A 24,824-nucleotide genomic window follows, 5' to 3' on the forward strand; every position below is an offset into this window, starting at 1 on the left:
TTTCAGACAGCGCCTAGTTTGGCGCACGCAGCGGCTTTCGTGGATAATCGGCACACCCTTTTCTCGTCACAGCGAGCCTTCATGACTGACCCTCAGGATCTCACCGCCAGCGCCGAGCCCGCCGTTGCGCCCAGCGGCGGGCCTCGCCAGACCCTGCAGCTGGGCGACACGCGCTACACCCTGCTGGGTACCGCCCACGTCTCCAAGGAGAGTGCCGACGAGGTGCGCGAGCTGATCCGCTCCGGCGATTACGACGCCGTGGCCATCGAGCTGTGCGCCTCGCGCCACCACAGCCTGGTGGAGCCCGATGCCCTGGCCGGTCAGGACCTGTTCGAGATATTCCGCCAGGGCAAGGCTGGCATGGTCGCTGCCAGCCTGGCGCTAGGCGCCTTTCAGCAGCGTGTCGCCGAACAGTCGGGCATCGAGCCCGGCGCCGAGATGCGCGCCGCGCTGGAGGAGACTCAGCAGCACGACCTGCCGCTGCTGCTGATCGACCGCGACGTCGGCATCACCCTCAAGCGCATCTACGCCAATGTGCCCTGGTGGCAGCGCTTCTCGCTGTTCTCGGGCCTGCTGGGCAGCGTCATGTCGCGCCAGGAAGTCTCCGCCGCGGATATCGAACGGCTCAAGGAGGGCGACGTGCTGGAGTCGACCTTCAACGAATTCGCCGAGCAGTCCGAGGCGCTGTATACGCCGCTGATCAGTGAACGCGACCGCTACATGGCCCTGCGTATCGGCGAGGAGAGCCCGCCCGGACGCTACCGCCATGTGCTGGTGGTGATCGGCGCCGGCCACCTCAAGGGCATGGCCGAGCACTTGAGCCAGGCGCTGCCTGCCGAGCCGCGTTACGAGCGCGAGGCGCTGGAGGCTACCCCGCCGCGCTCGCGCATCTGGCGACTGCTGCCGTGGGCGATCACCGCCCTGGTGCTGACCGGCTTTGCCATCGGCTTCTCGCGCAACACCGATCTCGGCTGGCAGCTGGTCGGCGAGTGGTTCCTGATCAACGGCGTGCTCTCGGCGGCGGCCACCACCATCGCCCTGGCCCACCCGGTGACCATTATCGCGACCTTCTTCGCCGCACCGCTGACGTCGCTCAACCCCACCATCGGCGCCGGGTTCGTCGCCGCCGGGGTGGAGCTGTTCATGCGCAAGCCCAAGGTCGGCGACTTCGCCCACCTGCGCCACGACGTCACCCAGCTCAGGGGGTGGTGGCGTAACCGAGTGTCGCGCACCCTGCTGGTGTTCCTGCTCGCTACCCTCGGTTCGGCAGCGGGCACCTGGGTGGCCGGCTTCCGCATCGCCGGGGCACTATTCGGTAGCTGAGGCGGATAGCCGGCCCTGCCGCGCCAGCAGTCGCCGCATGGCCGCCGTCGGCTGCTCGATCTTGTGGTAGGTGCGGCTCGAGGCGTAGCTGTCGTTGAAGGCGTCGAAGTAGTCGTCGAGCACCGCAGCGGCATCCCCGTCGCCGGCCTGGCGCAGCAGCTCGATGGCCACTTCGGCGGTGCACAGATGGGCTTGAGAGGCCGGCTTGCGCAGCCGATAGCGGGTCTGGCGCTGAGTCCGCAGCGGCAGTACCGGCAGCCTGTCGAGGTAGGGACTCTTGCGGAAGATACGCCGCGCCTGACGCCAGGTGCCGTCGATAATGATAAAGACCGGAATCCGCGCCTGCTGCGTGACCGTCGTCACTGCCTGCATGCCCACCACCCGCTCGGCGTAGTCCGGCTGGTCGTCGGGAAAGATCACGAAGGGCGCGTAGCGCGGGTCGTCGAGCAGTGCCAGCAGCGCTTCATCGGGGGCGGTGCGTTGCCAGGTAAAGACTCGCGTAGCGGGCAGCACGTCGCCAATCAGACGACCGGTGTTGGTCGGCTTGTGATGCTCCAGGGGATGGGTCAACAGCCACACCTGGGCATGACTCTGGGCCTCGACACGAAAGGGGCACAGGCAGTTGAGGGTCGGCAGGTTGCAGCCCTCGCAGCGCTCGACGAAGCTGCCGCGGGCCTTGAATTCGCGCCGCGGCGGACGCGCAGCAGCGCCTTCGGCCTGCGGGGAAGCGGTGGTGGAGTCGTCGAGCATAGCGCGCCTGCAGAGGAAAACGGGCGGGCATTCTAACATGCCCGCCCGCCGAGGCGTGTCAGGCGCTTTCCGCGCTGCCCTCAGCCGCCACCACCGGGCGGCGCTTCCAGTAGCCGGCCAGTAGCGAGCCGGAGACGTTGTGCCACACCGAGAACAGCGCCCCGGGCAATGCCGCGCCGGCGCTGAAGAACTGGTTGGCCAGCGACACGGCAAGGCCCGAGTTCTGCATCCCTACCTCGATAGAGACGGTGCGCGCGGTGCGCTGGTCGAGGCCGCACAGCCGGCTGACGAAGTAGCCAGCGGCCAGGCCGATGCCGTTGTGGGCGATCACCGCCAGCGCTACCACGGGGCCGAGGCTGGCCAGGCGACCGGCGTTGAGTGCCACCACAATGGCAATGATCATCACGATGGCCGCCATGGCCAGGGTGGCCAACGCCGGCTCGATGCGCGCGATATGGCGGCCGACAAAGTGGTGCACCACCACCCCCGCCGCTACCGGCGCGATCACCAGCTGGGCGATGCTCGAGAGCATGCCCCACACCGGCACCTCGACCATCTGGCCAACCAGCAGCCAGGCGATCAACGGCGTCATCACCACCGAGGCCAGGGTCGAGACCAAGGTCATCGACACCGACAGCGCCACGCGCCCACCGGCCAGCCAGGTCATGACATTGGAGGCGGTGCCGCCGGCGGTGGCACCGACCAGCACCATGCCGGTGGTCAGCTCCGGCGACAGCCCCAGCGCCAGGGAGACACCCAGCGCGGCCAGCGGCATCACCACGAATTGCAGCAGCACGCCGATGCCCACCGGCAACGGCGCCTTGACCACATTGAGGAAGTCCTCCTTGGACAGCGTCAGGCCCATGGAGAACATGATGATCGCCAGCAGCACCTGAATCCGCCCGGCATAGCCGGTAAACAGCGGCGGCATGATGATGGCCAGGGAGGCAAACAGGATGGCCCACAGCGGGAAGAGGCGGTTGAGTCGTTCGAATATCAGCATGTTGGCGCGTCCTTGCGGTGTAGCGCATCAGCCGACGCAGCCCTACCGCAATGTTGATTAGACCGCTAATAGTGCCCTAAAGCGTCGATCAGGGAAAATCGTCACGCCTCGAGCAGCGTCTCCGGCAGCCATAGCCGCCCCTCCCGCGACCAGTGGCGAACCAGCCCGGTCACGCCGCGACCAGCGGGCTGGGCCAGACGGGCGACCCCCGGCGGCGCCAGCTGCTCGGCGGCCGGGTCGACCAGGATCACCTCGGCGTCCAGTGGCGCCCGTTCGAGCAGCGCCGCGGCCGGCATCACTGCCAGCGAGGTGCCCACCACCAGCAGCAGGTCGGCCTGTTCGACGATCTCGCACGCTTCCAGGTAGCGCGGTACCGGCTCGCCGAACCACACCACGTCGGGGCGCAACTGGCTGCCCTTGTCGCAGATATCACCGAGTTTGATGCCGCCGCGGGGCAAGGGGTAGCGCATGCGCTCATCGACGCTGGAACGCGCCTTGAGGATCTCACCGTGAAGATGCAGCACGTCGCGGGAGCCCGCGCGCTCGTGCAGATCATCGATGTTCTGGGTGATGACGCTGACCCGGAAGCCCTGCTTCTCGAGTGAGGCCAGGGCCTGGTGCGCCGCATTGGGCCGCGCACGGCGCACCTGGGTGCGGCGCTCATCGTAGAAACGCAGTACACCCTCGGGGTCGCGGCGCCAGGCCTGAGGCGTGGCCACGTCCTCGATGGCGTGGTCGGCCCACAGGCCGTCGCTGGCGCGGAACGTCTGAATGCCACTCTCGGCGCTGATGCCGGCCCCGGTGAAGACCACCAGGTGGGGTGCTCGAGTCTCAGTCATGGCCTTCACTAGATGTCATGTTGCCGCAACATAGCACCGGCCCTATACGGCTGACAAACGGCCGGCGGATGACAGCGGCGCGCCTAGCGGCGACAATGGCCGCCCATTTCGAGACGCCGCCGCCATGCCCGCACCCTCCTCCGCCCTGAAGCCCGATAACGCTACGCTGCCGATCCTGTATCGCGATACGGCGCTGGTAGTCGTGGCCAAGCCGTCGGGGCTGCTGGTTCACCGCAGCGCGCTGGCGCGCGGCGAGACGCGCTTCATGGTGCAGACCCTGCGCGACCAGCTCGGACAGCGGGTCTACCCGGTGCACCGCCTCGACCGCCCCACCTCGGGGGTGATGGTCTTCGCGCTCAGCGCCGAGATCGCCGCAGTGCTGGCGCAAGCCTTTACTCAGCAGCAGGTCGCCAAGCGCTACCTGGCGGTGGTGCGCGGCGTAGGCCCCGAGGCCGACCGGCTCGACTATGCGCTACGCGAGGAGGACGGCAGCCGCCCCAAGGCGCAGATGCCGGCCATGCCGGCGGTCACCGAGATCCGCCGCCTCGACAGCGTCGAGCTGCCGGTACAGGTCGACCGCTACCCCAGCAGCCGCTACTCGCTGATCGAGGCGCGCCCGCTCAGCGGCCGCCGCCATCAGATCCGCCGCCACCTGTCGCAGCGCGGCTATCCGATCATCGGCGATGCCAAGCACGGCAAGGGCAATCACAACCGTTTCTTCAAGGCGCAGCTCGACTGCCCGCGGCTGCTGCTGGCCGCCGTCGATCTGCGCTTCCCGCACCCGCTGGAGGAGAGGCAGCTGCAGGTCAGCGCGCCGCTGCAGGAGGACATGCAGCAGCTGTTCGAACGCTTCGGCTGGGCCGCCCATCTGCCCCAGCACGATATTGCCTGGCACGACGCCGCCTCTCTAACGCTATGATCGACGCCATGAACGCTAACCAATCCCCTTCTTCCGATGACTACGAGTTGCGCTTCGGCGGCATCCGCCGGCTCTACGGCAGCCGTGCCGCCGCCGCCTTTCGCCACGCCCATGTGGTGGTGGTCGGGGTCGGCGGCGTGGGCAGCTGGGCCGTCGAGGCGCTGGCCCGGGCCGGGATCGGCAAGCTGACGCTGATCGACCTCGACGACGTCTGTGTCTCCAACGTAAATCGCCAGCTTCACGCCCTGGACGGCACTATCGGCCGCCCCAAGGTCGAGGTGCTGGCGGAGCGCTGTCGGGCGATCCACCCCGGCATCGAGGTGGTCGCCGACGCGGCATTCGTGACCCCGAGCAATCTCGCCGAGCGGATCCCCGAGGACGCCGACCATGTGCTGGATGCCATCGACAGCGTGGTCGCCAAGGCCGCGCTGATCGCCTGGTGCAAGCGGCGCAAGATCCCCCTCACCGTGACCGGTGCCGCCGGCGGCCAGACCGATCCGACGCGCATCCGGGTCGCCGACCTGACGCGCACCGAGCACGACCCGCTGCTGGCCAAGGTGCGCGCCCAGCTGCGCCGCGATTTCGGTTTTTCGCGCAACCCCAAGCGGCGCTTCTCGGTGGAGTGCGTCTACTCCGATGAGCAGCTGGTCTACCCGGGGGCCGACGGCGAGGTGTGCCTGACCAAGCCCGGCACGGGAGACGCCACCCGCCTCGACTGCGCCTCGGGCTTCGGCGCCGCCACCTTCGTCACCGGCGCCTTTGGCTTCGCCGCCGCGGCGCGGGTGATGGCGCGCCTGGCCAAGCGCTCGACCACGCCCGAAGCCAATTCACAGGAGAGTCAGGATGCATGAGAGCAACCGTCCCGTACCGGGCATCTACCGCCACTACAAGGGCGCCGACTACGAGGTGCTGGGCGTGGCCCAGCACAGTGAAAGCGAAGAGACGCTGGTGGTCTATCGGGCGCTCTACGGCAACTACGGCCTGTGGGTCAGGCCGCTGGCAATGTTCTGCGAGACGGTGGAAATTCAGGGCGAGACGCTGCCGCGCTTCGCCTTGGTCAAAGCCTTCGACTGAGGCCCTCAGCGATCCTGGCCGCGGTGCGCCCAGCGGGTCATGCGCTTCTCGAGCACGGCAAACAGCTCGTACATCACCATGGCCATGGCGCTGATCACGATCAGCCCGGCAAACACCAGCGGCATGCGCATCTGCGAACCGGCGCTCATCATCAGATAGCCGATGCCCTGGTTGGAGGCCACGGTCTCGGAGACCACGGTGCCGACGAAGGCCAGGGTGATGGCGACCTTGAGCGAGGCGAAGAAGTACGGCAGCGAACGCGGCAGGCCGACCTTGAGCAGCACATCGAGGCGCTTGGCGCCCAGTACCCGCAGCACGTCCTCCAGCTCCGGCTCCAGGGTCGCCAGGCCGGTGGCCACGTTGACCACGATGGGGAAGAAGCAGATCAGGAAGGCGGTGAGGATCGCCGGCACCGAGCCGATCCCGAACCACACCACCAGAATCGGCACGAATGCGACCTTGGGGATGGCGTTGAAGCCCACCAGCAGCGGATAGCAGGCGCGGTACATGAAACGCGACGAGCCGATGATAAAGCCCAGCACCAGCCCTACCGCCACCCCCAGGCCAAAGCCGACCATGGTGGTCCACAGGGTCTGCCAGGAGTGCATGCTGATCGGCCCGGCGAAGGTGATCATGGCCTGGAAGGTGGCCCAGGCGCCGGGAAACAGGAACGGCGGCACGTCCAGCACCCGCACCGTACCCTCCCAGATCAGCAGCAGCGCGATCACCGCCAGCCACGGCGCCAGTCGCTCCTTGGTGGTCGCCTTCATGCCGCACCTCCGCGTATCTCGCCGATCTGGGCACGCAGTTCATGCACCAGGGTGGTAAAGGGCTCGCGATAGGTCGTCTCGAGTTCCCGCGGACGTGGCAGGTCGATCTCACGACGCTCGACGATATGCCCCGGACGCTTGCTCATCACATACACGGTATCGGCCAGGAAGGCCGCCTCGCGCAGGTCGTGGGTCACCAGTACCACGGTAAAGCGCTGCTTCTCCCACAGATCGCGCAGCACGCACCACAGCTCCTCACGGGTGAAGGCGTCGAGGGCCGCGAAGGGCTCGTCGAGCATCAGCAGCTTGGGTTGGTGAATCAGCGCCCGGCAGATCGAGGCGCGCTGCTGCATGCCCCCGGAAAGCTGCCAGGGGAACTGATCCTCATAACCCTCCAGCCCCACGGTGCGCAGCAGCTCTCGCGCCCAGCCGACGAACTCCGCGCGCCGCTTGCGGAACTGATGACGATAGGGTTTGACGATCTCCAGCGGCAGCAGCACGTTGTCCAGGGTGGTACGCCAGGGCAGCAGGTTGGCATTCTGAAACGCCATGCCGGAGATCTTCAGCGGCCCGGTGACCGGCTCACCGGCGACCCGCACGCTGCCCTGGGTCGGCCCGTGCAGGCCGGTGCACAGTTTCATGAAGGTCGACTTGCCGCAGCCCGAGGGTCCGACGATGGCGACGAACTCGCCGTCGCGAATGGAGAGGTTGATATCCTCGATGGCGTTGCCGCTATCGTCATAGGCGAGGCTGACGCCGTCGAACTCGACGAAGCCGCGCTCGTCGCCCGCCGCCTGAGCGGCGGGCGTCTCGGTGGAGGTGACGGTCATGGGAACCTTTGCTTCACTCGGGGAAGATCATGCGTGCGTCCTGATCCGGCAGGTAGCGTGAGGTGAAGACTCGTTCGGCGTCCGGCACCTCGGGCAGGTCATAGGCTTCGGCGACCAGCCGGATCGACTCGGTCAGGCGCGCCTCGTCGATGGCACCGGCGCCGTGGGCGCGGGCGTCTTCGGTATCGATGGCGCCCTCGATGGCCAGCTTGAGGCGCCGGGTCTCGAGCTCGACGTCGATCAGGCCATCGCGGTTGCGCACATAGTCGATGGCCCCTTCGGGGTCGGCCAGGGTCTCGCCCAGGGCACGGTTGAAGGCGCGCAGGAAGCCCTCCACCGCCTCGGGACTCTCCTCGGCGAAGGTCTCGCTGGCGATGATCGCATTACCGTAGAGGGGCACGCCGTACTCGGGGAACGGCATGATGGTGAGCTCGTCTTCGCTCATGCCGCGGGACTCGAGATTGAGCAGGCTGGTGAAGTAGAAGCCGGTGATGGCGTCGACGTCGCCGCGTTCGAGCAGCGTCTCGCGCAGCGCCGGGTCGACGTTTTGCCAGGTCACGGCGTCGGCGTCGAGGTCATTGGCATTGGCGAAGATGCCCCAGGCGCGATAGCCGGTATCGAAGGCCGGCGCGGCCAGGGTCTTGCCGGCCAGGTCGGCGGGCGTCTCGATATCGCGGTCCTTGCGCGCAAAGACTGCCGCCGGCGAGCCGTCATAGACCACATAGACGCCCTGGATACCCGGGCCGTCGGGATTCTCGGCCAGGAATTCGACCAGCGCATTGAGATCGCCGAAGCCCATCTGGTAGGCGCCGCTGGCGACCCGGTTGATGGCCCCCGCCGAACCGCTGCCGGAGTCGATCTCGACGTTGAGCCCCTCCTCCTCGAAGTAGCCGCGCTCCGCCGCCATCAGAAAGGGCGCCGAGGGCCCTTCGAAGCGCCAGTCGAGCTGGAAGCGAATATCGGTCGCGGCACTGACGGTCGCACTCAGCAGGGCCGCACCCAGCGTAGTGCCGAGAAACAGACAGCGTGACGTAGTTCGATGCATGGCAAAGGGCCTCGGGTATACAAGATGGTCATCTTTGAGTATGCAGGTTTCTTGCCATATCAGGCCTATCGCTTACAGCCCCTCGCAGCAAGAGATCGGCGCACCTGTCGCATGGCGCGACGGCTACGGCGGCGCCTCTCCGGTGCAGCCGCCAGCCGCTTATGCCCCAGCATAGAACATTTGGCAACGCCGGCAGCGCGCACCCCTCAACGCAAGACACCGGCCCTTGGGCCGGTGTCGGAATAGCTGCAGGGCATCTGAGCGTCTAACGACTCACTCGTCGCCGGCCATCTGCATCTGCCGCTGCATGTAGTTCTCGATGCCGACCTTGTCGATCAGGCCAAGCTCGGTTTCGATATGGTCGATGTGATCCTCTTCGTCGGCGAGAATCTCGCGGAAGATATCGCGGGTCACGTAGTCCTTGACCTGTTCGCAGTGGGTAATGGCTTCGATGTAATCCTTGCGGCCGTCGTGCTCGATCTTGAGGTCGGACTCGAGCATTTCGCGCACGTTCTCACCGATATGCAGCTTGCCGAGATCCTGGAGGTTGGGCACACCCTCGAGGAACAGGATCCGCTCGATCAGACGATCGGCGTGCTGCATCTCCTCGATCGACTCATCGTACTCCCACTTGGCCAGCGCCTTGAGGCCCCAGTCCTTGTACATCTTGGCATGCAGGAAATACTGGTTGATGGCCACCAGCTCGTTACCGAGGGCCTTGTTGAGGTGCTTGATGACCTTGGCGTCGCCTTTCATCGATTATCTCCTAAGTGCATGACACTAAACGCTAGAGTCGCCGCAGGCCGCGACGTCATGTCACCAGTATCGACAAAAAACCGAGAAAAGGCAAAAAAACCAATCAGGACAATAAGTTAGCGAGACGTCCTCGCATTTGCAAAAAGTTGCGGTTGGCAATGAATGACGGGCGCCAGCCAGCCTCACACGGCGTAAGCGAGATCGCAGTCGGCCTCGGCCATGGCGCCAACCACGGCTTCACGAGTGATCACCTTGCCGACGCAGGCGCACTTGCCGCACTGGGTGGCACAGCCGGTGGCCTCGCGAACTTCACGCCAGCAGCGCGCGCCGCCATCAACGGCCTCGCGAATCGCCTTGTCGGTTACCCCGTTGCACAGACATACGTACATGCCCATCACCTCGCTGATCATCTACATGTCGAATGTAAATGATTCGCAGAGCCTATTGCAAGTGCAACTACGACCTATTGTTTAGATAAAGTCTTTTCCGGCTTGGGCAGCACCACCACTTCGGTGCTGGAGGCGATATCCGGCCAGCTGCGTCGCTGACCGTCGAACAGCACCCACCAGTAGCCCAGGCCCAGCAGCGCCAGCGACAGGCAGGCGACGAGGAAGCGGATCAGACTCTGCACCAGGGTGATACTGGCGCCATCCAGGGTCTGCACGCGCAGTCGCCAGGCCTGCATGCCCAGGGTCATGCCGGCACGCATCCAGCAGAAGGCAAAGAAGGCAAAGGTCATCGCGAACAGCAAACCTTGAAACAGCCTCGACTCATTGGCTTCGCCCTGGTTGAGCGCCACTGCAATCAAGGCCATTGACACCCAGATCGCCATGACCAGGAAGCTGTCGTAAATCATCGCCCCCAGCCGGCGGCCGAGACCGGCCGGCCATACACGGTCGAGATCGGTAAAACGTCGTCGCATAGCGTCCTCGTATCAGCCCGAGCGTCGTAACAGATAAAAACCAAGCCCGGCGCAGATCAGCGTCGGCCCGAGTACCGCCCACACCGGCGAAAAGCCGAATACCGTCGAGGCCGGCGCCAGCAGGTCCTGCAGGTACTTGAAGCAGAGCCCGGTGATGACCCCGTAGAACACCCGGGTACCCGCCGCCACGGTGCGCAGCGGACCAAACACGAACGAGGCCGCCACCAGTACCAGCGACCCCATGGTCAGCGGCATCAGCATCTTCTGCCAGAAGTAGAGCAGCGGCTGAGTGGCCTGCAACCCCTGGTCCTGCAGGTAACGCGCGTAGGCCCACAGCTCGCTGGGGGCCTGACTGTTGACCGGGCGCAGCAGGCGCCCGAGCTGGTCGGGGGTCAAGCTGGTCTGCCAGTCGAGCCGATCACGGGACTCGGCCGCGGTGCGATCCTCCTCGAAACGCGTGATCGACACCTCTTCCAGCACCCAATGATCGTCATCCCATACCGCGCGCTCGGCGGTGGTCGCCGAGCGCAGGGTTTCACCTTCGAATTCGTAGCGGGTCAGGTCGAGCACGGTATTGTCGCCACGGATCGCGCCGAAGCGGTAGACCACATCACCCTCGCGCTGCCACCCGCCGCGCTGGGTGAGCACTGCGCCCTCGCCCTGCATCTGTTCGATGCGCCAGGCGCTGGCGTACTGCTCGGTGCGCGGGCTGACGTATTCGGCGACCAGCAGCACCACCACCACCACCAGGATGATCGGCTTCATCACCCCCCACAGGATCCGCGACAGCGAGCGCCCGGCGGCGCGCATCACCGTCAACTCATTGCTCGAGGCCATGCTGCCGAGGCCGATCAAGGCACCGATCAGCACGCCCACCGGCGCGTACTGATAGAAACGCCAGGGCAGACGCATGATCAGGTAAGCCAGCACCTGAAAGGCGCCGTAGTCGCCCTCGACGTCGTCGAGGTCGTTGATATAGGAGATCACCAGGTCGAGACCCAGCAGCACCAGCTGCACCACGATGATCGCGCCCAGCACGTTGCGGGCGATATAGCGGTCGAGACGATCGGCAATCATCAGCGCATCCCCTTATGCTGTGCCCGCTGCATCATCACCAGCCCGAGCGCCAGATAGGCCGCATGAATCGGCCACATGCCCACCGCCGCCGGTAGCGTGCCACGACCGATGGCGTCCTGGGCGGCGAGTAGCAGGCTCAGATAGCTGATATGCAGGAAGATCGCCGGCAGCAGCTTGGCGAAGCGGCCCTGACGCGGATTGACCTTGGACAGCGGCATCGCCATCAGGGTCAGAATGAAGACCATCAGCGGCAGACCGAAGCGCCAATGTAGCTGGGCATGGGCGCGGCTGTCGTCGCTGCCCATCAAGGCCAGCGTGGTGGCGTATTCCGGGGAGTCGACCTCGACCACTTCATCGGCCCGCGACAGACGCACCGCATAGGTGGCGAACTCGAGGCGCTCGGCCTCGAAGCGCCCAGGGTCGACGCTGTATCGCTCGCCGTCGGCCAGCACCAGAAAACGGCTGCCGGTCTCATCGTCGACGGTCTGATAGCCACTCTGGGCGCGGGTCACGCTATCTTCCGGGGTATCGTCGGTGCGCCGCTGGCGCTCACTGATAAAGACGTTCTGCATGCGCGTCTGATTGTCGGTGAAGCCCTCGACGTAAACCGTGCGCCCTGCGCCCAGGTCCTGGAAACGCCCCGGCGCCAGCGCCGAAAAGTCGAGCTGGCTACGCTGCTCCTCGAGGGTTACCGCATTGTTGAGCGCACCGGCCGGCGTTAGCCATAGGCTGCACAGTGCCACCAGGATCGCCACCAGGGTCGCCGGCACCAGGCTGATGGTCAGCAGTCGCCGCGGGCTGGTCCCGCAGGCCACCAGCACGGTGATTTCACTGTTGAGGTAGAGCTGTCCATAGGCCAGAAGAATGCCCAGAAAGAAGGCCAGCGGCAGGATCAGCTCGAGAAAGCCCGGCAGATGGAAGAGCATCAGGTTGCCGAGGATGCTGGCCGGGATATCGCCCTCGGCGGCATCGGTAAAATAGCGAATGAAGCGACTGCCCATGATCACCAGCAACAGCACCCCGGCAACGGCGGCCATGGTCAGCAGGATCTCGCGGGTCAGGTAGCGAAATATGATCAAGTAACTCTCCCGGTGCTCCATGCAGGGCAGGTACCGCTCCCCATGCAATGGCGCAGCGCATTGCGTACACTGGACGACATTCGGCTGCGGCAAGGCGTCGTGCCGGCATTATCCAGAATCCCCTTTCGCTTGTCTTGTGGAGACGTCATGGAATTCACTGTTCAGACCGCCAACCCGGCCAAGGTCGAAACGGCCTGTCTCGTGGTACCGGTGTTCAAGGATGGCGACCTGCTGCCGGCCGCCGCCAAGCTCGACGATGCCAGCGAGCGGCTGATTGGACAGCTGATCGAGCGCGGTGACTTCACCGCGAGCCTCGGTAATGTGCAGATGATTCCCTTCGCCCCCGGGGTCAGCGGCGAACGCCTGCTGCTGGTCGGCCTCGGCGAACGCGACAAGTGCCAGGAAGCGGCCTTCCGCAAGGCGCTGGACGCCGCCTTCGGGGCACTGGCCAAGCTGCCGGTGAGCGACGCCGCCGCGGCCTTCACCGACGTGCCGGTGGGCGACCACGACAGCGCCTGGAAGGCGCGCATGACGCTGGAAGCCGCCGAGCGCGCCGTCTATCGCTTCGTCGAGTTCAAGTCCGATCCGCCCCCCGCCGCCAAGCTCGAACGCGTCACGCTGCTGGTCAGCGACAGCGACCAGGCCGCCGCGGTCAAGCAGGGCGCGCGTATCGGCGCAGCCATCGGCACCGGCATCAACGTCACCCGCACCCTGGGCAACCTGCCGGGCAATGTGTGCACCCCGCGCTACCTGGCCGAGCAGGCCGAGCAGCTCGGCAAGGGCTCCGGCGGCGCGCTCAAGGTCGAGATCCTCGACGAGGAGGCGCTGGAAGCGCTGGGCGCCGGGTCGCTGCTGTCGGTGGGTCGCGGCAGCGCCGAGCCGACGCGGCTGATCGTCATGCAGTACCAGGGCGCCGACGATCCCAACGATGCCCCCCACGTGCTGGTCGGCAAGGGCATCACCTTCGATACCGGCGGCATCTCGCTCAAGCCCGGCGAATCGATGGACGAGATGAAGTTCGACATGTGCGGTGCGGCCAGCGTGTTCGGCACCGTCAACGCGGTACTGGCGCTGCGGCCCAAGATCAACCTGGTGGCGATCGTTGCCGCCGCCGAGAACATGCCCGACGGCCTGGCCACCAAGCCCGGTGATATCATCAAGACCCTCAAGGGGCTGACCGTCGAAGTGCTCAACACCGACGCCGAAGGGCGCCTGGTGCTGTGCGACGCCCTGACCTACGCCGAGCGCTTCGAACCGGCCAGCGTGGTGGATATCGCCACCCTCACCGGGGCGGCCATCATCGCACTCGGCCACCACGCCACCGGCCTGCTGTCCAACGACGACGACCTCGCGCTGGACCTGCTGGAAGCCGGAGAGACCGCCTGGGACCGCGCCTGGCACATGCCGCTATGGGACGAGTACCAGGAGCAGCTCGACTCCAACTTCGCCGACCTGGCCAATATCGGCGGGCGCCCGGCCGGCACCATCACCGCGGCCTGCTTCCTGTCACGCTTCGCCGACAAGTTTCCCTGGGCGCACCTGGATATCGCCGGCACCGCCTGGAGCTCCGGCAAGCAGAAAGGCGCCAGCGGCCGCCCGGTGGGCCTGCTGACCCAGTACCTCCTCGATCGCGCCGACGATGCGGTGGTCGAAACCGGCGACGAGTGAGGGAGAATCGCCAGGGGGGTTGCCTTTTTCCCGCGGCGACTTTCTCATGGTAGGCCTGACGACTGTTCACGCACCGAGTCGCCCAGCGACTCGGTGTTCCTGTATCGCCCTGAGGCCCATCACGCGTCTCAGGTGTAGCGGAGACTCTTTGCCGTGCCCACTGCAAGCTTTGCCCAACTGCCCAACGCCCAACCCACGGCGGACATCATCCGCAAGGACATCCTTGCCAACCCCGGTTTCGGCCGCTACTTCAGCGACCATATGGTACATATCCGCTGGACCCTCGACGCCGACTGGCACGGCCACGAGGTACGCCCCTATGGTCCGCTGACCCTCGACCCCGCCGCCGCGGTGCTGCACTACGGCCAGGAGATCTTCGAGGGCATCAAGGCCTACCGCCACGCCGACGGCTCGGTGTGGACCTTCCGCCCCGAGAAGAACGCCGAGCGCTTCCGCCGTAGCGCACGCCGCCTGGCCCTGCCGGAGCTCTCCGACGAGGATTTCATCGGCTCGCTCAAGGCGCTGCTCGCCCACGACCATGGCTGGGTGCCGACGCCGGCCAGCGAAGCCGACGAGTGCAGCCTCTACCTGCGCCCGTTCATGATCGCCAGCGAGACCTTCCTCGGCGTGCGCCCCTCCCATGAGGTCGACTACTACGTGATCGCCTCGCCGGCGGCGGCCTACTTCAAGGGCGGCGTCGAGCCGGTGTCGATCTGGCTGTCGGCGAACTACAAGCGCGCCGCCGCCGGCGGTACCGGCTTCGCCAAGTGCGGCGGCAACTACGCCGCCTCGCTGGCCGCGCAGAAGGAGGCCGAAGCCCACGGCTGCGGCCAGGTCGCCTTCCTCGACGCCGCCGAGAACAAGTGGATCGAAGAGCTGGGCGGCATGAACCTGTTCTTCGTGTTCAAGGACGGCCGCATCGTCACCCCCCAGCTGACCGGCACCATCCTCGAGGGCGTGACCCGCGACTCGGTGCTGACCCTGGCCCGCGACGCCGGCCTGCAGCCGGAAGAGCGCCATATCAGCATCGATGAGTGGCGCGACGGCGCCGCCTCCGGCGAGATCACCGAGGTCTTCGCCTGCGGCACCGCCGCGGTGATCACCCCGGTGGGCGAGCTGGTCGGCGAGGAGGAGCGCATCCGCTGCCAGCCCAGCGACAACCCGGTGGCCAAGCAGATCCGCCGCACCCTGCTCGACCTGCAGTACGGCCGCGCCGAGGACACTCACGGCTGGCTAACCCGGCTGGTGTAATAAGCAGTTACGCCTCTCCACCGACGTGGCGGGGCGCCGCCGGGCAGGTCGTAGCGGAGGTTTGCGCCATGGATGGCGCAAGGTAGCGTACAGGGAAGTATTCATAGCGCCTCCGCGAAGGCCTGCCCGGCGGAACAGCCCCCAGGCAGACCCCAGATGACTCAAGTCGATTTCTACGTCCTACCCGACACCACCCTGGATGCCCGCCTGGCCTTCGCCTGCCGGCTGACCGAGACCATCCAGCGCAAGGGCTACCGCCTGCACCTCCACGCCGAGGATGAGGCCATGGCCCGTCAGCTCGACGAGCTGCTCTGGACCTTCCGCCCCGACGCCTATGTACCCCATGCCCTGGCCGGCAGCGAGATGGCCAGCCAGGTGCCGGTGGTGATCGGCTGGCAGGGGCCGCCGGACCCCGCCGAAGAGCACCCCCAGGCGATGCTCAACCTGCACCCCGAGATTCCCGAGTGGTTCTCGCGCTTCGAGCGGGTCGCCGAGATCATCAACCAGCACCAGGAGGTGCTGATGGCCAAGCGCGCCTGCTGGAAGACCTACAAGGACCGCGGCTACCCGGTCAAGGCGCACCAACTGGCGGGGCAAGAGGGCCGCGGCTAACGTTCACGGTTAGCCCTGGTCTAGTTACTGGCGCCGTTAACCCTGACGTAGCAGGAGCTCGGGGCTGATCCGTCGACAGGTCTTCGCGGAGGCGCTGTAAACCATCCATGGGCGCTACCGATGCCATCCCTGGCATCGAAACCTCCGCTACGACCTGTCCCCGGCGCCCCTCGCGCAGCGCAGCCGCATTACCCTAAGGCCACTAGGCTAGCGCCAAGCCCCCTCGCGCAGCGCCGTGACCTTGCCCCTCGGTTACCAGGCTGACGCCTAGCACCTCATCGCGCTATAATCGTGGCCATTTTTCGCACGCCTAGACGATTTCCTGCCGCCCGGCGCCACACACCGGCGGCGACCATTTCTGGACCCGGAACGCCCCATGGACAAGACCTACCAACCCGAGCAGATCGAATCCCGCTGGTACCAGCGCTGGGAAGCCGACGGCCGCTTCGCGCCGTCGGGCAGTGGTGAGCCCTACGCCATCATGATCCCGCCGCCCAACGTCACCGGCAGCCTGCACATGGGGCACGCCTTCCAGGACACCATCATGGACACCCTGATCCGCTGGCGGCGGATGCAGGGCCACAACACCCTGTGGCAGGTGGGCACCGACCACGCCGGTATCGCCACCCAGATGCTGGTGGAGCGCAAGGTCGCCGCCGAAGAGGGCAAGACCCGCCACGATCTGGGCCGCGACGCCTTTATCGACAAGGTGTGGGAGTGGAAGCACGAGTCCGGCGGGCATATCACCCGCCAGCTGCGCCGCATGGGCGCCAGCGTCGACTGGAGCCGCGAGCGCTTCACCATGGACGACGGCTTCTACAAGGCGGTGCAGGAGACCTTCGTGCGTCTCTATGAAGAGGACCTGATCTACCGCGGCAAGCGGCTGGTCAACTGGGACCCCACCCTGCACACCGCCATCTCCGATCTGGAGGTGGAGAACCGCGATCAGCAGGGCCAGTTCTGGCACTTCCGCTACCCGCTGGCCGACGGTGTCACCACCGATGCCGGCCTCGACCACCTGGTGGTCGCCACCACCCGCCCCGAGACCCTGCTCGGCGATACCGGCGTGGCGGTCAATCCGGAAGATCCGCGCTACGCCTCGCTGATCGGCAAGTTCGTCGAGCTGCCGCTGGTCGGCCGGCGCATTCCCATCGTCGCCGACGAGCACGCCGATATGGAGAAAGGCTCCGGCTGCGTGAAGATCACCCCGGCCCACGACTTCAACGACTACGAGGTGGGCCGCCGCCAGGGGCTGCCGCTGATCAACGTCTTCACTCAGGATGCCGCGATCCTCGCCCAGGCCGAGGCCTTCGACATCCAGGGCCGCCCGCTGCCCGATATCGACCCGAGCCTGCCGCCGGCCTATGCCGGCCTCGACCGCTTCGAAGCGCGAGCGCGCATCGTCGCCGATATGGAGGCCGCCGGCCTGCTCGAGCAGATCGAGACGGTCAACAACACCCTGCCCTACGGCGACCGCTCCGGCGACGTCATCGAGCCGCTGCTGACGGACCAGTGGTTCGTCGCCGTGGAGAGCCTCGCCAAGCCGGCCATCGAGGCGGTGGAGAACGGCGATATCCAGTTCGTGCCCAAGAACTACGAGAACATGTACTTCGCCTGGATGCGCGACCTGCAGGACTGGTGCATCTCCCGTCAGCTGTGGTGGGGCCACCGCATCCCCGCCTGGTACGACGCCGAGGGCAATATCTACGTGGCCCGCAGCGAAGCCGAGGCCCGCGAGAAGCACGGCCTGGCCGCCGATGTGGCGCTGACCCAGGATGACGACGTGCTCGACACCTGGTTCAGCTCGGGCCTGTGGACCTTCGGCACCCTCGGCTGGCCGGAGCAGACCCCGGAGCTCAAGACCTTCCACCCCTCCAGCGTGCTGGTCACCGGCTTCGATATCATCTTCTTCTGGGTCGCGCGAATGATCATGCTGACCCTCAAGTTCACCGGCGAGGTGCCGTTCAAGCAGGTCTACGTCCACGGCCTGGTGCGCGACGGTCAGGGCCAGAAGATGTCCAAGTCCAAGGGCAACGTGCTCGACCCCATCGACCTGATCGATGGCATCACCCTGGATGACCTGCTGGAGAAGCGTACCGGCAGCCTGATGCAGCCGCAGAAGGCCAAGGCGATCGCCAAGGCGACCCGCGCCGAGTTCGCCGAGGGCATCGAGCCCCACGGCACCGATGCGCTGCGCTTCACTTTCCTTTCACAAGCCACCACTGGGCGCGACATCAAGTTCGACATGGGCCGCCTGGACGGCTACCGCAACTTCTGCAACAAGCTGTGGAACGCCTCGCGCTACGTGCTGATGAATGCCGAGGGCGAGGATTGCGGCGCAGATGGTGGCGACGTCGAGCTGTCGCTGGCCGACCGCTGGATCGTCTCGCGGCTGCAGCAGACCGAGACCCAGGTCACCCGCGCGATGGAGGAGTTCCGCTTCGACCACGCCTCCCAGGCGCTCTACGACTTCGTCTGGAACGAGTACTGCGACTGGTACCTGGAGCTCTCCAAGCCGGTGCTGTGGGACGAGTCCGCCGCCGCCGACGCCAAGCGCGGCACCCGGCGCACCCTGGTGCGGGTGCTGGAGGCGATCCTGCGCCTGGCCCACCCGATGATGCCGTATATCTCCGAGGAGATCTGGCAGCGGGTGGCGCCCCTGGCGGGCAAGGCGAGCGGCGATGGCGCAGAGTCGATCATGAACCAGCCATGGCCGGTGGCCGAGCAGGACAAGATCGACGAGCAGGCGACCCACGATATCGAGTGGCTCAAGGGAGTGATCGTGGCGGTGCGTAATATCCGCGCCGAGATGAACATCGCCCCGGGCAAGCCCCTCGATGTGCTGCTGACCAAGGGCGGCGCTGCCGACCAGGCACGCCTGACGGCCAACCGCCTGTTCCTGGCCAAGCTGGCCAAGCTGGAGAGCATCACCTGGCTGGATAACCCGGACGAGGCGCCGCTCTCGGCCACCCAGCTGGTGGGCGAGATGGAAGTGCTGGTGCCCATGGCCGACCTGATCGACAAGGATGCCGAGCTGGCGCGCCTGACCAAGGAGATCGACAAGCAGGACAAGCTGATCGGCGGCATCGAGAAGAAACTCGGCAACGAGAGCTTCGTCGCCAAGGCCCCGGAGGCGGTGGTCGACAAGGAGCGCGGCAAGCTGGCCGACTTCCAGGCCGCTCGCCGGCTGCTGGTCGAGCAGCGCGACAAGATCGCCGCGCTCTGATATGGCCACCTCGGGCAGCAAAGGCTTCGGTCGCTCGCCCTTTCCCGGCGGGGTCGACCGTGGCCTGACGCTGGAGTCGATCAGCGCGCTGTTCCCGGTCTTCGAGCAGGCCAGCGCCGGGGCGATCTCGGTGGACGCCGAGAGCCGCCTGACCTGGATCAATGACAGCTACTGCCGGCTGCTGGGTATCGAGGACCCCGAGACGGTGATCGGACGGCCGGTGGCCGAGGTGATCCCCACCACCCGTATGCCCGAGGTGGTGCGCTCGGGGCGGCCGTTGCTGCTCGATATCATGGAGTACCGCGGCCAGCAGCTGGTGGTAATGCGCCTGCCGGTCTACAACGATGCCGGCACCGAGGTGGAGGGCGCGGTGGCCTTCGTGCTCTACGACGATCTGCAGCCGCTGACGCCGCTGGTCAGCAAGTATCGTCGTCTGCAGAGCGACCTGGCCGCCGCCAAGCGCGCCCTGGCCAAGCGCGGCGCGCGTTATGAGATGGCCGACTTCGTCGGCGCCAGCGCGGCGGTGCTGGAGGTCAAGCGTCGCGCCCGCCTGGCTGCGGCGCGCAATACGCCGGTGCTGCTGCTCGGCGAGACCGGCACCGGTAAGGAGGTGCTGGCCCAGGCCGTCCACGCCAGCTCGCCCCGCGCGGACCGCCCCTTCGTGGCGGTCAACGTCGCCGCCATTCCCGACAACCTGCTCGAGGCCGAGTTCTTCGGCGTGGCCCCGGGGGCCTATACCGGCGCCGACAAGCGCCTGCGCCAGGGCAAGTTCCAACTCGCCGACGGCGGCACCCTGTTCCTCGATGAAGTCGGTGACATGCCGGGGCACCTGCAGGCCAAGCTGCTGCGTGCCCTGCAGGAGGGCGAGGTGGAGCCGCTGGGCTCCAACGACGTGGCGGCGGTGGATGTGCGAGTGATCGCCGCGACCAGCCGCAACCTCGAGGAGATGGTCGCCGACGGCAGCTTTCGCGCCGACCTCTACTATCGCCTCAACGTGCTCAGCATCCGCGTGCCGACCCTGCGTGAACGGCTGGTCGACCTCGGTATCCTGTGTGACACCATCCTCGAGAAGCTGGCCGCCGAGAGCGGTGAACCGCGTGCCGAGATCACCGCAGAGGCCATCGCCTTGCTGCGCCAGCACGACTGGCCCGGCAATATACGCGAGCTGCGCAACACCCTGGAGCAGACCCTGGCGCTCAACGAGGAGTGCAGCGTCATCGACGTGCCGCAGCTGCTTACCGCGCTGCCGGCGCCGGCCCGGCGCGGTCGGCGGCCCGGGGTACCCAGCGCACCGGTGCGCCCACTCCAGGAGGCGGTACGCGACGCCGAGCGCAGCGCCATCCATAATGCCCTCACCGTCAGCGGCGGCAACAAGGCCCAGGCAGCCCGACTGCTCGGCATCCCCCGCTCGGTGCTCTATGAAAAGCTCGCCAGACTGGCCAGCATGTCCGACGACGCGGACATGTGACCGAAAATCCGAACACTTAAACTACTACTAAAGGCAAAAAGCGTCCTGATATCCAGACAGCTGCCTATGCCAGGCACCTGACGAGATCTCGTAACTCCTTGTTTATCTGCTGTTTCTGATTATTGGCATGAAGTCTGCAACACTCTAGACAAGCGCCGCCCTGCGGCGTTGTTGACCAAGAATAAAGATGCCAATCAGGAGCTATCATGCCGTTCAATCGCCCTCTCACTTCAGTGGTCCGTCCCATCGCTCTCGGCGTCACCACCGCCGCCGTGCTGGTGGGTGCCGGGCTGAGCAGCGCCCAGGCCCAGGAACGCGTGCGCTGGCAGGTGCCTATCGCCTTCCCATCCCACCTGGTGGGTCTGAGTACGCCGGTGCGCTATCTCAGCGAATCCCTCGACGAAGTCTCCGGCGGTAACATCAATCTGCGCTACTACGAGCCGGGTGAGCTGATTCCGCCCTTCGAGATTCTCGATGCGGTCTCCGAAGGCCGCTACGACGCCGGTTTCACCTGGGTCGGCTACGACCAGGGCAGCATTCCGTCGCTACCGCTGTTTGCCGGCGCGCCGTTTGGCATGGAGCCGCCTGCCTACCTGGCCTGGCACTATTTCGGCGGCGGCCGCGAGCTGCTCGAAGAGATCTACGACGACTACAACGTCCACCCGCTGCTGTGCAGCATGATCGGCCCCGAAGCCGCTGGCTGGTTCGCCGAGCCTCTCGAAGACCTCGACCAGATCGACGGCCTGCGTATCCGCTTCGCCGGTATCGGCGGCCAGGTCATGGAGCGCCTCGGCGCCTCGGTGACCATGATTCCGGGCGGCGAGCTCTATCAGGCCATGGAGCGCGGTACTATCGACGCCATGGAGTTCTCGGCACCGGCGGTCGACCGTATTCTGGGCATGCAGGAGATCGTACAGAACTACGTGCTGCCGGGTTGGCACCAGACCTTCACCACCGCTCACCTGCTGGTCAACAAGGACAGCTGGGAAGAACTGGAGCCGCAGACCCGCGCGCAGATCGACATGGGCTGCCGCGCCGCCACGCTGTTCGGTTACTCCGAGAGCGAGATGGAGAACCCCAAGGCACTGCGCGACTTCGAAGAGGAGGGCGTCAACGCTCAGGTCCTCTCGGATGACATCCTCCAGGAACTGCGTCGGGTGACCAACGAGGTCCAGGACGAGATCGCCGCCGAGGATGAGATGTTCGGCCGCGTGCTGGAAAGTCAGCAGGACTTCATGAAGCTGCACGGCACTTGGCACGTCAAGGGCCACCTGCCGCGCTCCTACTACGACCCCGAAGCACTCGAGCGCGATTGATCTGCGCTCATGATGGTGCCACCGGCCGTTCGCGGCCGGTGGTTTGTGCTTGCCCCTTTCGCCACGGAGTGACCCGATGAGCGTTCGTGAACAGGGGTCAGGCGACGGCGAACACGCCTGCCTCGACCTGCCCACCAACCGCATCAGCCACCTGCTCGACACCGTCGTACTGCGGCTCGGCAAGGCTGCCTCCTGGCTATGGCTGGCCACCCTAGCGGTGGTGATCAGCAATGTGGTCAACCGTTTTATTCTCGGCCGTGGCTCGATTGCCCTGGAAGAGCTCTCCTGGCACTTCTTCGGTGCGGCCATGGTGCTGACCCTGGCCTACGCGGTGGTCACCAACGACCACGTGCGGGTCGACGTGATCCGCGAAAAATTCACGCTGCGTACCCAGGCATGGATCGAGATGCTGGCCATCGTGATCCTGCTGCTGCCGATTCTGTATATCGTGCTGGTCGAGCTCTACCAGTACGGCTATCGCTCCTTCGAGCGCGGTGAGCGCTCCCAGGCCCCCAGCGGCCTGCCCTATCGCTTTATCATCAAGACCGTGATCCCCATCGGCCTGAGTCTGGTGGCCATCGCCATCGTATCCCGCGCGCTGCGCTGCAGCACGCTACTGTTCGGCTATCCGCGACGCTTCCTGAGCCCCGCCGAGCGCGACCAGCGCCCTACTGACTGAATCACGAGGTTGATCATGGGATTGGAAGAAACTCTCGTACTGGCGATGTTCGCCAGTTTCATGAGCCTGCTGCTGCTGGGCTTCCCGGTGGCCTGGGCGCTGGCCGGTATCGGCTTCGCCTTTGCCGTGCTCGGCCATGTGCTGGTCGAGTTCTTCGACGCCGACCTGTGGTTCAGCTGGGGCGGCACCATCGGCGTGCTCGACCGGCGCATCTACGGCATCGTCGCCAATGAGTTGATGGTGGCGCTGCCACTGTTCATCTTCATGGGCATCATGCTCGACCGCTCGGGCATCGCCGAGCGCCTGATGAACTCGCTGGTCAAGGTGCTCGGCGGCCTGCGCGGCGGCTATGCCGTCACCGTGGTCATCGTCGGCGTGCTGCTGGCCGCCTCCACCGGTATCGTCGGCGCCTCGGTGGTGCTGCTCGGCATGCTGTCGCTGGGGCCGATGATGCGCGCCCAGTACAACAAGTCGCTGGCGGTCGGGACAGCCTGTTCGGTGGGGACCCTGGGCATCCTGGTGCCGCCAAGCATCATGCTGGTGCTGATGGCCGACCGCCTGGGCACCTCGGAAGCCTCGGTGGGCCGGCTGTTCATGGGCGCCCTGGTGCCCGGTATCATGCTCGGGCTGATGTATATCGCCTATATCCTGATTGCCGCCTATATCAACAAGGACCTGGCCCCGGCGCCCAAGGATCGCGAGCCGCTGAATGCCCGCGCCTTCGTGCAGGTGTTCTGGGCGGTACTGCCGCCGATGGCGCTGATCCTGGCGGTGCTGGGCTCGATCTTCACCGGCTTCGCCACCACCACCGAGGCCTCGGCAGTGGGCGCACTGGGCGCCATGCTGCTGGCCCTGTTCAACCGCCGCCTGACCCTGACCGCAGTGCGCAAGGCGCTCTACCAGACCAGCCGCACCACCGCCTTTATCTTCGCGATCTTTATCGGTGCGACGATCTTTGCCTCGGTATTGCGCGGGCTGGGCGGCGACGACGTGGTGCGCATGGCGCTTACCGGACTACCGTTCGGCGAGACCGGTATCGTGCTGACCGTATTGGCGGTGGTGTTCCTGCTCGGCTTCTTCCTCGACTGGGTAGAGATCACCCTGATCATTCTGCCGCTGGTGGCACCGGTGGTCTTCAGCCTAGGCGTCGACCCGGTATGGTTTGCGATCCTGTTTGCGATCTGCCTGCAGACCTCGTTCCTGACGCCACCGGTGGGCTTCGCGCTGTTCTACATCAAGGGCGTCTGTCCGCCGGGCATCACCACCCGCGATATCTATATTGGCGTGGCCCCCTTCGTCGCCATTCAAGTACTCGGGCTGCTGCTGGTGTTCTGGTTCTCGGGCCTGGCCACCTGGCTACCCGGTGAAGTTTACGGTGGCCGCTGACCACCCCATCACCTTTGGAGACAACCGCATGCGCATGACTGACAAGATTGCCCTGATCACCGGCGCCGCCGGTGGCATCGGCCTGGCGATTGCCCAGGGCTTCGCCCGCGAGGGCGCCAAGGTCGCCGTGAGCGACCTCGACCTCGACGCCGCCGAGCGCGCCGCCGCCGGCATCCGCGAGGCTGGCGGAGAGGCCATGGCCGTGGCCATCGACGTCACCGACGAGGCCGCCGTGGACGCCGGCTTCGCCAAGGTAGTAGAGGCCTGGGGGCGCATCGACGTGGCGGTGGCCAATGCGGGCATTCAGCATATCGAGTCGCTGGACAAGCTGAGCTTCGCCAACTGGCGCAAGGTCACCGGCGTTCACCTCGACGGCGCCTTCCTCACCACCCGCGCCAGCCTGCGCCAGATGTATCAGCAGCAGGGCCGCGGCAGCATTCTCTACATCGGTTCGGTGCACAGCAAGCTGGCCTCACCGCTCAAGGCGCCCTATGTCGCCGCCAAGCACGGCCTGCTCGGGCTGTGTCGCGCAGTGGCCAAGGAGGGCGCCGCCCACGGCGTCAGCGCCAACGTCATCTGCCCCGGCTTTGTACGCACCCCGCTGGTGGAGAAACAGATCCCCGAGCAGGCCCGCGAGCTGGGCATCAGCGAGGAAGAAGTGATCCGCGACGTGATGCTCAAGGACACCGTAGACCAGGAATTTACTACCCTTGAAGATATCAGCGAGGTGGCGGTCAACCTGGCGGCCTTCCCCACGGCGGCGCTGACCGGGCAGTCCATCGTGGTCAGCCACGGCTGGTACATGCAATGACAGCAGGAGAGACCCCGCAC

At 66.1% G+C, this 24,824-nt stretch carries 24 protein-coding genes; 13 read left to right on the forward strand and 11 right to left on the reverse strand.

Annotated features, from left to right (window positions below):
• Positions 1–81: 81 nt before the first annotated feature.
• The gene (locus tag IEI94_RS12380) at positions 82–1,323 is read left to right on the forward strand and encodes a TraB/GumN family protein (protein ID WP_191167621.1); all 1,242 of its coding nucleotides are present in this window, start codon (positions 82–84) and stop codon (positions 1,321–1,323) included.
• Here the strand turns inward: IEI94_RS12380 and IEI94_RS12385 are convergent.
• From IEI94_RS12385 to IEI94_RS12395, 3 genes are all read right to left on the reverse strand, one after another.
• Positions 1,309–2,073: a tRNA-uridine aminocarboxypropyltransferase gene (locus IEI94_RS12385; protein ID WP_191167622.1), complete on the reverse strand. Its 765-nt coding sequence runs from the start codon at positions 2,071–2,073 to the stop codon at positions 1,309–1,311. The genes IEI94_RS12380 and IEI94_RS12385 overlap by 15 nt on opposite strands.
• A 58-nt stretch (positions 2,074–2,131) precedes the next feature.
• Positions 2,132–3,076, reverse strand: a complete 945-nt coding sequence (locus IEI94_RS12390) for a bile acid:sodium symporter family protein (protein ID WP_224750116.1) — start codon at positions 3,074–3,076, stop codon at positions 2,132–2,134.
• A gap of 101 nt (positions 3,077–3,177) precedes the next feature.
• A complete protein-coding gene (locus IEI94_RS12395; RefSeq protein ID WP_191167623.1) occupies positions 3,178–3,915 on the reverse strand; it encodes an SIR2 family NAD-dependent protein deacylase in 738 nt (245 codons plus the stop codon).
• A 124-nt stretch (positions 3,916–4,039) separates the two neighbouring features.
• On the opposite strand from IEI94_RS12395, the gene IEI94_RS12400 reads away from it, so the two are divergent.
• Genes IEI94_RS12400 through IEI94_RS12410 form a run of 3 tightly spaced genes read left to right on the forward strand, consistent with a single transcriptional unit; the run spans position 4,040 to position 5,908 of the window.
• Complete coding sequence (locus IEI94_RS12400) at positions 4,040–4,834, forward strand: pseudouridine synthase (protein WP_191167624.1); 795 nt, start codon at positions 4,040–4,042, stop codon at positions 4,832–4,834.
• An 8-nt stretch (positions 4,835–4,842) separates the two neighbouring features.
• Positions 4,843–5,685, forward strand: a complete 843-nt coding sequence (gene tcdA / locus IEI94_RS12405) for a tRNA cyclic N6-threonylcarbamoyladenosine(37) synthase TcdA (protein WP_191167625.1) — start codon at positions 4,843–4,845, stop codon at positions 5,683–5,685.
• Complete coding sequence (locus IEI94_RS12410; protein WP_191167626.1) at positions 5,678–5,908, forward strand: DUF1653 domain-containing protein; 231 nt, start codon at positions 5,678–5,680, stop codon at positions 5,906–5,908. Before tcdA ends, IEI94_RS12410 begins: the two co-directional genes overlap by 8 nt.
• A gap of 5 nt (positions 5,909–5,913) precedes the next feature.
• Here IEI94_RS12410 and IEI94_RS12415 read toward each other — a convergent pair whose 3' ends face one another.
• From IEI94_RS12415 to lptF, 8 genes are all read right to left on the reverse strand, one after another.
• On the reverse strand, positions 5,914–6,678 hold the full coding sequence (locus tag IEI94_RS12415) for an ABC transporter permease (protein WP_191167627.1): 765 nt from the start codon (positions 6,676–6,678) through the stop codon (positions 5,914–5,916).
• On the reverse strand, positions 6,675–7,508 hold the full coding sequence (locus IEI94_RS12420; protein ID WP_191167628.1) for an ABC transporter ATP-binding protein: 834 nt from the start codon (positions 7,506–7,508) through the stop codon (positions 6,675–6,677). The genes IEI94_RS12415 and IEI94_RS12420 overlap by 4 nt, the downstream gene beginning before the upstream one ends.
• Before the next feature lie 13 nt (positions 7,509–7,521).
• Positions 7,522–8,553: an ABC transporter substrate-binding protein gene (locus IEI94_RS12425; RefSeq protein ID WP_191167629.1), complete on the reverse strand. Its 1,032-nt coding sequence runs from the start codon at positions 8,551–8,553 to the stop codon at positions 7,522–7,524.
• A 273-nt stretch (positions 8,554–8,826) separates the two neighbouring features.
• Positions 8,827–9,309 carry a bacterioferritin gene (gene bfr / locus IEI94_RS12430; RefSeq protein WP_191167630.1) on the reverse strand — a complete coding sequence of 161 codons (483 nt, stop codon included), beginning with the start codon at positions 9,307–9,309 and terminating at the stop codon, positions 8,827–8,829.
• Between the two features lie 182 nt (positions 9,310–9,491).
• Positions 9,492–9,698: a (2Fe-2S)-binding protein gene (locus IEI94_RS12435; protein ID WP_191167631.1), complete on the reverse strand. Its 207-nt coding sequence runs from the start codon at positions 9,696–9,698 to the stop codon at positions 9,492–9,494.
• A 74-nt stretch (positions 9,699–9,772) separates the two neighbouring features.
• Positions 9,773–10,231: an RDD family protein gene (locus IEI94_RS12440; RefSeq protein ID WP_191167632.1), complete on the reverse strand. Its 459-nt coding sequence runs from the start codon at positions 10,229–10,231 to the stop codon at positions 9,773–9,775.
• 12 nt (positions 10,232–10,243) lie between these two features.
• Entirely contained in the window at positions 10,244–11,308 is a 1,065-nt protein-coding gene (gene lptG, locus IEI94_RS12445) for an LPS export ABC transporter permease LptG (protein WP_191167633.1), read from the reverse strand.
• A complete protein-coding gene (gene lptF, locus IEI94_RS12450) occupies positions 11,308–12,387 on the reverse strand; it encodes an LPS export ABC transporter permease LptF (protein WP_191167634.1) in 1,080 nt (359 codons plus the stop codon). Before lptF ends, lptG begins: the two co-directional genes overlap by 1 nt.
• A gap of 147 nt (positions 12,388–12,534) precedes the next feature.
• Here lptF and IEI94_RS12455 point away from each other — a divergent pair, with 147 nt between their 5' ends.
• The 9 genes from IEI94_RS12455 to IEI94_RS12495 all read left to right on the forward strand — a co-directional run bounded on the left by IEI94_RS12455 (position 12,535) and on the right by IEI94_RS12495 (position 24,804).
• On the forward strand, positions 12,535–14,055 hold the full coding sequence (locus IEI94_RS12455; protein WP_191167635.1) for a leucyl aminopeptidase: 1,521 nt from the start codon (positions 12,535–12,537) through the stop codon (positions 14,053–14,055).
• A gap of 153 nt (positions 14,056–14,208) precedes the next feature.
• Positions 14,209–15,306 (forward strand): branched-chain amino acid aminotransferase, encoded by a 1,098-nt coding sequence (locus tag IEI94_RS12460; RefSeq protein ID WP_191167636.1) that lies wholly within the window; start codon positions 14,209–14,211, stop codon positions 15,304–15,306.
• A gap of 156 nt (positions 15,307–15,462) precedes the next feature.
• Positions 15,463–15,918: a DNA polymerase III subunit chi gene (locus tag IEI94_RS12465; RefSeq protein WP_191167637.1), complete on the forward strand. Its 456-nt coding sequence runs from the start codon at positions 15,463–15,465 to the stop codon at positions 15,916–15,918.
• Positions 15,919–16,294: 376 nt separating this feature from the next.
• Positions 16,295–19,144 carry a valine--tRNA ligase gene (locus IEI94_RS12470; protein WP_191167638.1) on the forward strand — a complete coding sequence of 950 codons (2,850 nt, stop codon included), beginning with the start codon at positions 16,295–16,297 and terminating at the stop codon, positions 19,142–19,144.
• A gap of 1 nt (position 19,145) precedes the next feature.
• Complete coding sequence (locus IEI94_RS12475) at positions 19,146–20,612, forward strand: sigma-54 interaction domain-containing protein (RefSeq protein ID WP_191167639.1); 1,467 nt, start codon at positions 19,146–19,148, stop codon at positions 20,610–20,612.
• Between the two features lie 206 nt (positions 20,613–20,818).
• Positions 20,819–21,928, forward strand: a complete 1,110-nt coding sequence (locus tag IEI94_RS12480) for a TRAP transporter substrate-binding protein (protein WP_191167640.1) — start codon at positions 20,819–20,821, stop codon at positions 21,926–21,928.
• 76 nt (positions 21,929–22,004) lie between these two features.
• Positions 22,005–22,607: a TRAP transporter small permease subunit gene (locus tag IEI94_RS12485; protein WP_191167641.1), complete on the forward strand. Its 603-nt coding sequence runs from the start codon at positions 22,005–22,007 to the stop codon at positions 22,605–22,607.
• 15 nt (positions 22,608–22,622) lie between these two features.
• Positions 22,623–23,993, forward strand: a complete 1,371-nt coding sequence (locus tag IEI94_RS12490; protein WP_191167642.1) for a TRAP transporter large permease — start codon at positions 22,623–22,625, stop codon at positions 23,991–23,993.
• A 28-nt stretch (positions 23,994–24,021) separates the two neighbouring features.
• Positions 24,022–24,804, forward strand: coding sequence for a 3-hydroxybutyrate dehydrogenase (locus tag IEI94_RS12495; RefSeq protein ID WP_191167643.1), 783 nt, complete (start codon positions 24,022–24,024; stop codon positions 24,802–24,804).
• The last annotated feature ends 20 nt before the right edge of the window (positions 24,805–24,824 follow it).

The sequence above is a fragment of the Halomonas sp. ML-15 genome (assembly GCF_014779595.1).
Taxonomy (GTDB): Bacteria; Pseudomonadota; Gammaproteobacteria; order Pseudomonadales; family Halomonadaceae; genus Franzmannia.